This is a genomic window from Minwuia sp. IMCC3060, from assembly GCF_029909435.1.
In the GTDB taxonomy this organism is placed as follows: Bacteria; Pseudomonadota; Alphaproteobacteria; order Minwuiales; family Minwuiaceae; genus Minwuia.
In genome coordinates this window covers 70,046-80,649 of sequence record NZ_CP123782.1, presented here as the reverse complement: position 1 = coordinate 80,649, position 10,604 = coordinate 70,046, and the positions used below count along the sequence as shown (strand labels likewise).

At 65.4% G+C, this 10,604-nt stretch carries 13 protein-coding genes; 8 read left to right on the top strand and 5 right to left on the bottom strand.

The window, feature by feature from the left end; genetic code table 11:
• Window positions 1-519 precede the first annotated feature (519 nt).
• The 3 genes from QGV54_RS00385 to QGV54_RS00375 all read left to right on the top strand — a co-directional run bounded on the left by QGV54_RS00385 (window position 520) and on the right by QGV54_RS00375 (window position 3,176).
• Window positions 520-1,269 (top strand): electron transfer flavoprotein subunit beta/FixA family protein, encoded by a 750-nt coding sequence (locus QGV54_RS00385; RefSeq protein WP_281018864.1) that lies wholly within the window; start codon window positions 520-522, stop codon window positions 1,267-1,269.
• Window positions 1,269-2,198: an FAD-binding protein gene (locus tag QGV54_RS00380; protein WP_281018865.1), complete on the top strand. Its 930-nt coding sequence runs from the start codon at window positions 1,269-1,271 to the stop codon at window positions 2,196-2,198. The genes QGV54_RS00385 and QGV54_RS00380 overlap by 1 nt, the downstream gene beginning before the upstream one ends.
• Before the next feature lie 90 nt (window positions 2,199-2,288).
• Window positions 2,289-3,176, top strand: a complete 888-nt coding sequence (locus QGV54_RS00375; RefSeq protein WP_281018866.1) for a 3-hydroxybutyryl-CoA dehydrogenase — start codon at window positions 2,289-2,291, stop codon at window positions 3,174-3,176.
• Window positions 3,177-3,297: 121 nt separating this feature from the next.
• On the opposite strand, the gene QGV54_RS00370 is transcribed toward QGV54_RS00375, so the two are convergent.
• Window positions 3,298-4,380 (bottom strand): BMP family ABC transporter substrate-binding protein, encoded by a 1,083-nt coding sequence (locus QGV54_RS00370; RefSeq protein ID WP_281018867.1) that lies wholly within the window; start codon window positions 4,378-4,380, stop codon window positions 3,298-3,300.
• A 128-nt stretch (window positions 4,381-4,508) separates the two neighbouring features.
• On the opposite strand from QGV54_RS00370, the gene QGV54_RS00365 reads away from it, so the two are divergent.
• Window positions 4,509-4,976, top strand: coding sequence for a RidA family protein (locus QGV54_RS00365; protein WP_281018868.1), 468 nt, complete (start codon window positions 4,509-4,511; stop codon window positions 4,974-4,976).
• Window positions 4,973-5,695: a glycerophosphodiester phosphodiesterase family protein gene (locus QGV54_RS00360; protein WP_281018869.1), complete on the top strand. Its 723-nt coding sequence runs from the start codon at window positions 4,973-4,975 to the stop codon at window positions 5,693-5,695. Before QGV54_RS00365 ends, QGV54_RS00360 begins: the two co-directional genes overlap by 4 nt.
• On the opposite strand, the gene QGV54_RS00355 is transcribed toward QGV54_RS00360, so the two are convergent.
• Both QGV54_RS00355 and QGV54_RS00350 read right to left on the bottom strand, forming a co-directional pair.
• Window positions 5,661-6,191, bottom strand: a complete 531-nt coding sequence (locus QGV54_RS00355) for a nucleotidyltransferase family protein (protein WP_281018870.1) — start codon at window positions 6,189-6,191, stop codon at window positions 5,661-5,663. The genes QGV54_RS00360 and QGV54_RS00355 overlap by 35 nt on opposite strands.
• Window positions 6,192-6,256: 65 nt before the next feature.
• Complete coding sequence (locus tag QGV54_RS00350) at window positions 6,257-6,565, bottom strand: hypothetical protein (protein ID WP_281018871.1); 309 nt, start codon at window positions 6,563-6,565, stop codon at window positions 6,257-6,259.
• A 146-nt stretch (window positions 6,566-6,711) separates the two neighbouring features.
• Here QGV54_RS00350 and purD point away from each other — a divergent pair, with 146 nt between their 5' ends.
• Window positions 6,712-8,001 (top strand): phosphoribosylamine--glycine ligase, encoded by a 1,290-nt coding sequence (purD, locus tag QGV54_RS00345; RefSeq protein ID WP_281018872.1) that lies wholly within the window; start codon window positions 6,712-6,714, stop codon window positions 7,999-8,001.
• 154 nt (window positions 8,002-8,155) lie between these two features.
• Here purD and QGV54_RS00340 read toward each other — a convergent pair whose 3' ends face one another.
• Window positions 8,156-8,566 carry a PaaI family thioesterase gene (locus QGV54_RS00340; protein ID WP_281018873.1) on the bottom strand — a complete coding sequence of 137 codons (411 nt, stop codon included), beginning with the start codon at window positions 8,564-8,566 and terminating at the stop codon, window positions 8,156-8,158.
• The gene (locus QGV54_RS00335) at window positions 8,563-9,135 is read right to left on the bottom strand and encodes an RNA methyltransferase (protein WP_281018874.1); all 573 of its coding nucleotides are present in this window, start codon (window positions 9,133-9,135) and stop codon (window positions 8,563-8,565) included. Before QGV54_RS00335 ends, QGV54_RS00340 begins: the two co-directional genes overlap by 4 nt.
• Window positions 9,136-9,268: 133 nt before the next feature.
• Here QGV54_RS00335 and QGV54_RS00330 point away from each other — a divergent pair, with 133 nt between their 5' ends.
• On the top strand, window positions 9,269-10,060 hold the full coding sequence (locus tag QGV54_RS00330) for an SDR family NAD(P)-dependent oxidoreductase (RefSeq protein ID WP_281018875.1): 792 nt from the start codon (window positions 9,269-9,271) through the stop codon (window positions 10,058-10,060).
• Window positions 10,060-10,575 carry a MarR family transcriptional regulator gene (locus tag QGV54_RS00325; RefSeq protein WP_281018876.1) on the top strand — a complete coding sequence of 172 codons (516 nt, stop codon included), beginning with the start codon at window positions 10,060-10,062 and terminating at the stop codon, window positions 10,573-10,575. Before QGV54_RS00330 ends, QGV54_RS00325 begins: the two co-directional genes overlap by 1 nt.
• Window positions 10,576-10,604 lie beyond the last annotated feature (29 nt).

Below are 10,604 nucleotides of genomic sequence, written 5' to 3'. Positions count from 1 at the left end.
AAGCCGTGCTCAAGGGGCCAGACGTGCTGTGCGGAGCACGGCCGTCGTCGGCCCGACGGCGGTCGCGGCATTCGAATGCCAGTTTGCTTTGGGGATTCGATTGTCAGAGCGTTGTGCATGGAACCCGCACAGCACCCGTTCATGGACCGGCCCCCCGGATCTCGCCCATGGTCGGAAGCGAGCGCGGCTTTATGTCAGAGACACTGACCCTTTGCAAGCTCCCGCATGTGTACCGTCTCCGGCACGCGGCTTGAACCAGCATCGCACCACGAACGCCGACCACAATCAAGCATCCTGCAACAGGGGGCCTGAACGCCCGGTTTTCCGGGCATGGCGGCCCTGTCCGGAGCACGCATTACGGTTCGTTGACACCCTCAGCCCGCCTTACTATTGTGCGCCGCACCATCGCCGGGTCCGTTTTCGGGCGTGTCAGATGGCAGGATTTTCAAGTACGGTGTGGGGCTGCGCAGTGCTCCACGCTGCGTTTCCGGTTCCGACAAGATTGGGGAAAACGACCAGATGAAGGTACTCGTCGCTGTCAAGCGCGTGGTCGACTACAACGTGAAGGTGCGGGTGAAAGCCGACCAGAGCGGTGTCGATCTCGCCAATGTCAAGATGTCCATGAATCCGTTCGACGAGATCGCGGTCGAGGAAGCAGTGCGGCTGAAGGAAGCCGGCACCGCGACCGAGGTCATTGCGATCTCCATCGGCGTTCAGCAGGCGCAGGAAACCATCCGTACCGCGCTCGCCATGGGCGCTGATCGCGGCATCCTCATCAAGTCCGATGACGAAGTGCAGCCGCTGGCCGTGGCCAAGCTGCTGAAGGCGGTCTGCGATGAGGAGAAGCCGGACCTGGTGATCCTGGGCAAGCAGGCGATCGACGACGACTCCAACCAGACCGGCCAGATGCTGTCGGCGCTGCTGGGCTGGAGCCAGGGCACCTTCGCCTCCGAGGTCAAGATCGACGGCGACCATGCCAACGTGACGCGCGAAGTCGATGGCGGCCTGATGACGGTCAAGGTCAAGATGCCGATGATCGTCACCACGGACCTGCGCCTGAACGAGCCGCGCTATGCCAGCCTGCCGAACATCATGAAGGCGAAGAAGAAGCCGATCGACATGAAGGACGCGGCTGATCTGGGTGTCGACATCGCACCGCGCCTGAAGACCGTGAAGGTTACCGAGCCGCCGAAGCGTCAGGGTGGCATCAAGGTCGAGAGCATCGAGCAGCTGGTCGACAAGTTGAAGAACGAAGCGGGGGTGATCTGATGGGCATTCTGGTAGTTGCAGATCATGACAATGCGGCACTGAACCCGGCGACCCTGTCGGCAGTGACCGCGGCATCCGAAATGGGCGGCGACGTGCATGTGCTGGTCGCCGGCAGCGGTGCCGGTGCCGTGGCGGCGGAGGCCGCGAAGGTCGCCGGTGTCGCCAAGGTGCTGCATGCCGATGGCGCGCATCTGGAGCATCAGCTCGCGGAGCCGGTTGCGGCCCTGATCGCCGGTCTTGCCGGTGACTACAGCCACATCGTTGCCGCAGCGACGACCTCCACCAAGAACATCTTCCCGCGCGTCGCGGCCCTGCTGGATACCCAGCAGATCTCCGAGATCATCGCGGTGGAGAGCGCCGATACCTTCGTGCGCCCGATCTATGCCGGCAACGCCCTGGCGACCGTGCAGTCGAGCGACGAGACCAAGGTCATCACCGTGCGCCCGACCAATTTCGCCAAGGCGGATGCGGAAGGCGGCTCTGCCGATGTCTCGGAAGTGGGTGCCGGCGAGGACGCAGGCCTGTCGAGCTATGTCGGGGCCGAGCTTTCCAAGTCGGACCGCCCGGAACTGGCTGCGGCGAAGATCGTCATCTCCGGCGGTCGCGGCATGCAGAACGGCGACAATTTCGAGATGCTCTACAAGGTGGCCGACAAGCTGGGTGCCGCCGTGGGTGCCAGCCGCGCGGCGGTTGATGCCGGGTTCGTGCCCAACGACATGCAGGTCGGTCAGACCGGCAAGGTCGTGGCGCCCGAGCTCTATGTCGCTGTCGGCATTTCCGGTGCCATCCAGCATCTGGCCGGCATGAAGGACTCCAAGGTCATCGTCGCCATCAACAAGGATGAGGAAGCACCGATCTTCCAGGTTGCCGACTACGGCCTGGTGGCGGACCTCTTCCAGGCGGTGCCGGAGCTTGAGCAGGCCCTTTGATCCAACGACGACCGGGTCGGCATGGTGCGCATGCCGCTGCGTGCCGACCCGTTTTTCCTTTCCAGTTCCTGACAGATGGATGACAGCCGGATGAGTGACTCCTTTGAAATCCGCTCGGTCGGTGTGATCGGCGCAGGCCAGATGGGCAATGGCATCGCACATGTCTGCGCTCTTGCAGGCTATGACGTGGTCATGAATGACATCAGTCAGGATCGGCTGGACGCGGCGATGGAGACCATCGACGGCAACCTGGCCCGCCAGGCCGGTCGTGGCCGCATCTCCGAAGATGATCGCCAGTCCACCCTGCGCCGGATCACCCCCTCCACCGATCTCGCCCTGGTCGGCAAGGCCGATCTGGTGATCGAGGCCGCGACCGAGGACGAGGCGCTGAAGAAGGTCATCTTCCAGGGCCTGACCGAGCACCTGGGGGAGCAGACGCTGATCGCGTCCAACACCTCATCGATCTCGATCACCCGTCTGGCCGCAACGACCGACCGACCGGAACGGTTCATGGGCATGCATTTCATGAACCCGGTCCCCGCCATGAAGCTGGTGGAACTGATTCGCGGCATCGCGACCGAGGACGCCACCTTCAATGCGGTGCGCGAGGTCGTCATCCGCCTGGACAAGACCGCGACCGCGGCGGAAGACTTCCCGGCCTTCATCGTCAACCGCATCCTGCTGCCGATGGTCAACGAGGCCGTCTATACGCTGTACGAGGGCGTCGGCTCCGTCGATGCCATCGACACGGCCATGAAGCTGGGCGCGAACCATCCGATGGGGCCGCTGGAACTGGCCGACTTCATCGGTCTGGATACCTGCCTTGCCGTCATGCAGGTGCTCTATGACGGCCTGGCCGATTCCAAGTACCGTCCCTGCCCGCTGCTGGTGAAGTACGTGGAGGCCGGCTGGCTCGGCAAGAAGACCAACCGCGGCTTCTACGACTACCGCGGCGACGTCCCCGTCCCGACACGCTGACGGCCGGTCACCCGACCAGGACACCCGAAAAGCAGAAAGGCAGCCTGACCACTTCGGTCAGGCTGCCTTTTTCTGTTCCGGACCCGTGAAGGGTCAGGTCAGGCAGAAGTGCGCCCCCGCCTTACTGCGGGACGCTGCCCTCGATCCCCTCGACATAGAAGTTCATGCCCAGCAGGTCGCCGTCGGAGGCTGTTTCGCCTGCCTTCAGCCAGACGGATCCATCCTGGCGGTTCAGCGGACCGGTGAAGGGATGCAGGGTGCCGGCGGCGATGGCCTTGCGGGCCGCCTCCGCCTCGGCGACGACCTTGGCAGGCAGGTTGGCGTTGTAGGGTGCCAGCGCGACCATGCCGGTGCTGAAGCCACCCCAGGTGTCTTCCGACTTCCACTCACCATCCAGCGCCGCCTTGACGCGGGCGACGTAATAGGGCGCCCAGTTGTCGATGATGGCGGTCATCTGGGCATTGGGACCGAAGCGGGACATGTCGGAGGCCTGGCCGAAGGCATGGATGCCCGCATCCTCCGCGATCTTCATCGCTGCCGGTGAATCCGTGTGCTGCATCAGGATGTCCGCGCCCTGATCGATCAGGGCGCGTGCGGCGTCGGCTTCCTTGCCCGGATCAAACCAGGTGTTCACCCAGATCACCTTGAACTGGACCTTGGGGTTGACGCTGCGCGCGGCCAGGAAGGCCGCATTGATGCCGCGCACCACTTCCGGAATCGGGAAGGAGGCGACATAGCCGACCGTGTTCGATGTGGTCATCCGGCCCGCGATCAGGCCCAGGATGTGCCGCCCCTCGTAGAAGCGCGAGGAATAGGTGGCGACATTGGCACCGCGCTTGAAACCGGTGGCATGCTCGAACTTCACCTTGCCGAAGGACTTCGCCACCTTGACCGTCGGATTCATGAACCCGAACGATGTGGTGAAGACCATGTCGTTGCCGTTCTGGGCCAGCTGGCGGATCACGCGTTCCGCATCGGGGCCGTCGGAAACGCTCTCGACGAAGCTTGTCTCGACCCGGTCACCGAAGGCTTCCTCGATCGCCTTGCGGCCCTTGTCGTGTTCGTAGCTCCAGCCGAGATCACCGACCGGACAGCAGTAGACGAAGCCGACCTTCAGCTTTTCCTCCGCCTTGGCCACACCGCCGATCGCCAGAGCCGTCACCGCTGCCGCGATTCCGACCGTCATCACCCTGAACAGTTTCATGCCTTGATACCCCTGTAACTTGCCTGTCATTCAGGTAGCACCAGATCAACCCCACGTCACGACCCGCATTGCCCGATACAGGGCGATCAGCGATAAGGTCAGCAGAAATCTCAACAGGAGGGACGACCATGGCAGGCAAGATCGACGCACGGCTGAAGGAACTGGGGATCGAGCTGCCGCAGGCGGCATCGCCAGCGGCGAACTATGTGCCCTACGCGGTCAGCGGCAATCTGGTCTTCGTGGCCGGGCAGGTCCCGTTCTGGAACGGCGAACTGAAGTACATCGGCCGCCTGGGCCATGACACCGACATCGAGACCGGACAGGCAGCAGCCCGCACCTGCGCCCTGAACATCATCGCCCAGGTACGTGCGGCCTGCGGCGGCGATCTCGACCGGGTGAAGCGGATCGTGAAGATCGGTGTTTTCATCAATTCGACACCTGACTTTGATAAGCAGCCTGTCGTGGCCAATGGCGCGTCGGACCTGCTGGTGGAGATCTTCGGCGACGCGGGACGCCACGCCCGTTTTGCCGTCGGCAGCAACGTCCTTCCCATGGGCGTCGCCGTCGAGATTGATGCCGTTGTGGAGATCGAATGAACCGACCTGACTGGCTTGTCACCCGCCCGCTGGCCCATCGCGGCCTTCACAGCCCGGGCGATCTGTGTCCGGAGAACAGCCTGGCCGCGCTGGCGGCAGCGCAGTGGGCCGGGTTCGGCGCCGAGATCGATGTGCAGCTTTCCGCCGACGGTCAGGTCATGGTGTTCCATGACCGCCGCCTGCTGCGGCTCACCGGACTGCGGGGCCGGCTTGCCGACCGCAAGGCAGAGGATCTGACCCGCCTGCGGCTGAAGGGGGGACGTCAGACCATTCCCACGCTGGCGGAAGTGCTGGCCGCCTTCCCGAACCTGCCGCTGCTGGTGGAACTGAAGATGGATGTGAAGGGCGGGACAGGGCTGGCACCGGCAGTCGCCCGGCTGTTGCAGGACCATCGCGGGCCGGCCGCGGTGCAGAGCTTCGACCCCGCGCTGGTCGCCTGGTTCGCCGACAACTGCCCCGACATTCCCCGTGGCCTGATCGCCTATCAGCGCCGGAGCTTCGGGCGCAAGACCGTGGAGCCCCGGTTCCGGCCCGCTTTCCTGGATCTGGCCCGCCCGGACTTCCTTGCCTGGGACGTGCACAGCCTGCCGGTGGCGAAGCGCCTGACCGGGGACCTGCCCCTGCTGACATGGACGGTGCGCAGCCCAAGGGAGCGGCAGGTTGCGGCCAGCCACGCCGAGAACATCATCTTCGAGGGCTGGACCCCGCATCACGCCTGATGTCCGTGACAAGTCGCGGCCAGTTCCCAGGCCAGTCCTTGGCCTGCAGCCGCGCCGCCAGGGCGCCTGAGCGGCGACGGCCTGCGGCGGTTGGCACGATCCGCAATGCAAACAGGTCCGCCGTGCCGAACGGTGCCAGCAGGCGCAGGTGACCATCCGGCTCCTGCCGCACCGCGATGGCCGTCGCGGTCTCCAGCCAGTGCGCCATGGCATCACGTGTATCCCGGTAGGGACGGTCGCCGTTGCGGAGATGCATCCGGGCCTGGTTCCGTACCGACCAGGGACAGCCCGGCAGCATGGTCCCGAGAGCGTGCTCCGCCCGCGTCTCGGCGGCACTGCCGGTATCGGCCGCATCGAAGTAGAGGACATCGACATCGTTCAGCGGTGTTGTCTCGGCCCGGCCATGCAGGTGATCCCAGACCAGATTGCGCACGAAGCCTGCGCCGATCGCCCAGTCGCGCAGACGGAGGTCGCGCGCCGCAGCGACCACGCCCATGTGCCAGGGGCTTGCCCGCAGCAGCGCGATGATGCGGCGCTGCCGGTCGCTCTCCCCCGCGTCGGTCAGGTGAACATCCGGCGCTGGCGACGGCGGCGGGCGAGCAGCAGGATCAGGAGTGCCGGAACACCGGCCACCAGCCATGAGGGCCAGAGCAGGATGGTCAGCAGGACCGGATCGAACAGGTAGGGATGGACATAGCGCTCCAGCCCCACCTGCACCAGGCCGATGCTCTCGCGGTCGATCTGGGCCCAGACATCGCCAACGGCCAGCGAAACCCACTCCCCGGCCTGCACCGACATCAGGATCTCCGCCCCCAGCGCGGCAATCGCCAGGAACAGCAGCAGATAGCCGATGATGCGCAGGAGAATCATGGTTTCCGGTCCAGCATTTGAGGCCGCTACATTCGCAACTGCACCGCCTGTCGTCAACGAGACGCCGCCACAGGTTGCCACATGCCGGGCAGGCACGTATGAGCAGGGTCGTAACCTGACAGGTGCCACAGGCGGAGTCTCTGGAAATGGATGTTCTGGTAATCGGGTCGGGCGGACGGGAACATGCGCTCTGCTGGAAGCTCGCGTCTTCCCCCCTGCTGCGCAATCTCTACTGCGCCCCCGGCAATGGCGGCATCGCGCAGGAAGCCGAATGCGTCGACATGGACATCGCCGACCATGATGCGGTGATCGCGTTCTGCCAGGACCGGATGATCGAGCTGGTGGTGGTGGGACCCGAGGCCCCGCTGGTGGACGGTCTGGTGGATGCGCTGGAGGCGGCGGGGATCAGGGCGTTCGGCCCCCGCGCCAATGCGGCCCAGCTGGAGGGGTCGAAGGGGTTCACCAAGGATCTCTGCGCGCGCCACAACATTCCGACGGGCGCCTACGGTCGCTTTCGCGATGCGGCATCGGCCAGAGCCTACGTCGCGGAGCATGGCGCGCCCATTGTCGTGAAGGCCGACGGTCTGGCCGCAGGCAAGGGCGTCACGGTGGCCATGACCGTCGATGAAGCCAATGCCGCCATCGACGACGCTTTCGGCGGACGCTTCGGCGCCGCTGGCGCGGAAGTCGTGGTCGAGGAGTTCCTGGAGGGTGAGGAAGCCAGTTTCTTCGTCCTGACCGACGGGGTGAATGCGCTGCCGCTGGCCACCGCACAGGATCACAAGGCCGTCGGCGAAGGCGACACCGGTCCCAATACCGGCGGCATGGGCGCCTATTCCCCCGCGCCGGTGATGACGCCGGAAATGGTGGAGCGGACGATGGCGGAGATCATCCGTCCGACCATCGCAGGCATGGCAGCGGACGGCTGCCCGTTCCGTGGTGTCCTCTTCGCCGGGCTGATGATCACGGCGGAAGGGCCGAAGCTGATCGAATACAACATCCGCTTCGGGGACCCTGAGTGCCAGGCCCTGATGGTGCGCCTGCGCTCCGACCTCATGGCCGCGCTGATCGCCACCATGGACGGGGTGCTCGACCGCTTCGACCTGCGCTGGCACGACGATGCCGCGCTGACCGTGGTCATGGCGACGGAGGGCTATCCGGGCGACGTGGAGAAGGGCAGCACCATCGGCGGCCTGTTCGATGCCGGGCTGGTGGACGGCGTCACCATCTTCCATGCCGGCACCCGCGACGACGGCATGAACTTCCGCGCCAATGGCGGTCGCGTGCTTGGTGTCACGGCCCTGGGCAAGACCGTGCAGCAGGCCCAGGAACGCGCCTATGACGCCGTGGACCGCATCGAATGGCCGGAAGGCTTCTGCCGCCGCGACATCGGCTGGCGCGCGGTAGCACGGGAACAGGCGTCAACGGAAGGCTGAGCGCAGGAGGTCTCGAGCGCTGACCGGTCCATCCCTCTCCGGGATTGTCTGCTGACCGTTCCTCCCCTCTCCCCCTCCCGACCACCCACGGGATTATCCTTGATGGGTGGTCGGGAGGGGGAGAGGGGAGGAACGGTCCACAAACAGACTCCCGCTACTTCGCCTGCAGCACCAGTTGGGTCTGGGTGACAATGGCTGCGGTGCGGCCGTCTTCGCGCCGGATGGTGGTCTGCCAGACCATCGTGGTCTTGCCCCGGTGCAGCGGAATCGCGGTGGCAATCGCCTTCTGCCCCTCCGGCACCGCCGCCAGGAAGTTGGTCTTGCTCTCGATCGTCGTGGTCGTGGTGCCGGGCGGCAGGTTCACCACTGTCCCCACCGCGCCCACATTGTCGGCCAGCGCCATCATCGCGCCGCCATGCAGGATTGCAGGCGTGGTGCAGAGGTCCGGCCGCACCAGCATCTCCGCCTCGATCAGGTCCGGTTCCACCTTCGTGAACACCATGCCCATGGTCTCCGACAGCGGCGTCATGCGCCCCTGCACCATCTTCAGCAGATCATCGCTCATGTTCCGCTCTCTCCGTCCTTTTCGTTCCTGCGCGGTGTGCCCTTCAGCCCCTTGCGCGAAAACCGGCCACCATGGGCATGGGCCTTCGGCGGCGGCGGCATGCTGACCGATGTCGTCGCACGCTCACCGAAGCCGCCATGCACCAGGCAGCGGTCATACATCAGGATCGCCCCCGCCGTCGCGACGTTGAGGCAGAACCCGGTGGGAATCCGCACGACATGGTCGCAGCGGTCAATGACCTCCGGGGTAAGGGAACCCTTCTCCGGCCCCATCAGGTAGGCGGCGGCGAGCGGGTGATGAAACCTCGGCAGGTCGATGGCATCGTCCGTCAGTTCCACCCCCACAAGCGCACAGCCGCGCGGCAGGTCGAAGGCATCGAAACTGTCGTATTCATACCAGGGCACGTTGTTGGCAGAGCGCGAGGTATCCGACGGCGCGCTCTTCGCACTGAACTCCGCATCGATGGTGTAGACGAAGCTGGCACCGAACGCGTGCGCCGTGCGGAACAGGTTCCCGGCGTTCATGAACTTGGAGAACTGCCAGACCCCGATCCCGAAATATCCCCGCATTGCCAATCGCTCCCTCTCCATCCGGATCGCGGCATCTTATAGAGCAGATTCCCTGACCGTCGGAACTTCCTTGAGCGGGAACGGCGCATGATTTACTTTAAGCTTAAAGTATTATTACGGAGGGCGGGGATCGATGGTGGATACAGCAAGCCTGAGCGGCCAGCACGTCCTGGTTACCGGCGCGGCACAGGGAATCGGGCTCGCCATCGCCGGGGCCTTTCTGGAAGCGGGCGCAGCGGTCACCATCGTCGGCCGCAACGCGGAGCGGCTGGCCGGCGCCGCGGCTGAACTGCGTGCCGGACATGCACAGGCAAAACTGTTCGAGGGCGTGGCCGACCTGACCGACGCGGACCAGATCGCCAGCGCCTTCGCGGCGGCGGTCGCGGCGCAGGGGCCGATCACCGTGCTGGTGAACAATGCCGGCGCATCCGGTGCCGCGCCGTTCGCGAAGATGGATGAGGCGCACTTCAGCGCCATGATGGACGCCAACGTCCGCTCCACCTTCCTCTGCAGCAAGGCGGTTATCGGCGACATGCTGGCGGCGGGGAGCGGGCGCATAATCAACATCGCCTCCACGTCCGGGCTGAAGGGCTATGCCTACGTCGCCTCCTATTGCGCGGCCAAGCATGCGGTGGTCGGTCTGACCCGGGCGCTGGCCATCGAACTGGCGCGCAAGGGAGTGACCGTGAACGCCATCTGCCCGGGCTTCGTCGAGACCCCGATGACGGTGGAAAGCGTGCGCAACATCATGGAGAAGACAGGGCGGACAGAGGAACAGGCGCGCGCCGATCTGGCCGCCATGAACCCGCAGAAGCGGCTGGTGCAGCCTGACGAGATTGCCACCATGGCCGTGCAGCTTGCCCTGCCTGCGGCAGGCGGGATCAACGGTCAGACCATCGCCATCGATGGCGGCGAGACAGCGTGATGGCTGAAGCGGGCCTCGCATCGGAGACACGGGACGCGGCAGCGCCCGAGACAGCGCCTGAGGCTGCACCTGTGGCCGATGATCGGCTGGCAATACGCCTGTGGCTGCGGATGCTGGCCTGCACCACGCGGATCGAACAGGACATCCGGGGACGGCTGCGGGAGGAATTCTCGACCACCCTGCCCCGCTTCGACGTCCTGGCGCAACTGGACCGCGCGCCCGAGGGGCTGACCATGAGCGGCCTGTCGGCACGGCTGATGGTGTCCGCCGGAAACATCACGGGCCTGGTCACACGGCTGGCAGACGAAGGGCTGGTGGAACGGGCGCCGCACCCCGAGGACGGTCGCGCCCAGGTGGTGCGCATGACGGCGGAGGGACAGCGGGTGTTCGGGCAGATGACGCCTGCACATGCGTCCTGGGTCGCGGAGATGTTCAAAGGACTGAGCGACACCGAGGCGCAGGCGCTGCACAAGGCGCTTGGCCACCTGAAGGATCATCTCGAACGACCATCCTGACGGGTTGCCAACCAGCGATCCGCCCATGG

Coding starts and splice junctions, on each gene's coding strand:
- QGV54_RS00385 (WP_281018864.1), top strand. CDS start 520: ATGAAGGTACTCGTCGCTGTCAAGCGCGTGGTCGACTACAACGTGAAG.
- QGV54_RS00380 (WP_281018865.1), top strand. CDS start 1,269: ATGGGCATTCTGGTAGTTGCAGATCATGACAATGCGGCACTGAACCCG.
- QGV54_RS00375 (WP_281018866.1), top strand. CDS start 2,289: ATGAGTGACTCCTTTGAAATCCGCTCGGTCGGTGTGATCGGCGCAGGC.
- QGV54_RS00370 (WP_281018867.1), bottom strand. CDS start 4,380: ATGAAACTGTTCAGGGTGATGACGGTCGGAATCGCGGCAGCGGTGACG.
- QGV54_RS00365 (WP_281018868.1), top strand. CDS start 4,509: ATGGCAGGCAAGATCGACGCACGGCTGAAGGAACTGGGGATCGAGCTG.
- QGV54_RS00360 (WP_281018869.1), top strand. CDS start 4,973: ATGAACCGACCTGACTGGCTTGTCACCCGCCCGCTGGCCCATCGCGGC.
- QGV54_RS00355 (WP_281018870.1), bottom strand. CDS start 6,191: ATGGGCGTGGTCGCTGCGGCGCGCGACCTCCGTCTGCGCGACTGGGCG.
- QGV54_RS00350 (WP_281018871.1), bottom strand. CDS start 6,565: ATGATTCTCCTGCGCATCATCGGCTATCTGCTGCTGTTCCTGGCGATT.
- purD (WP_281018872.1), top strand. CDS start 6,712: ATGGATGTTCTGGTAATCGGGTCGGGCGGACGGGAACATGCGCTCTGC.
- QGV54_RS00340 (WP_281018873.1), bottom strand. CDS start 8,566: ATGAGCGATGATCTGCTGAAGATGGTGCAGGGGCGCATGACGCCGCTG.
- QGV54_RS00335 (WP_281018874.1), bottom strand. CDS start 9,135: ATGCGGGGATATTTCGGGATCGGGGTCTGGCAGTTCTCCAAGTTCATG.
- QGV54_RS00330 (WP_281018875.1), top strand. CDS start 9,269: ATGGTGGATACAGCAAGCCTGAGCGGCCAGCACGTCCTGGTTACCGGC.
- QGV54_RS00325 (WP_281018876.1), top strand. CDS start 10,060: ATGGCTGAAGCGGGCCTCGCATCGGAGACACGGGACGCGGCAGCGCCC.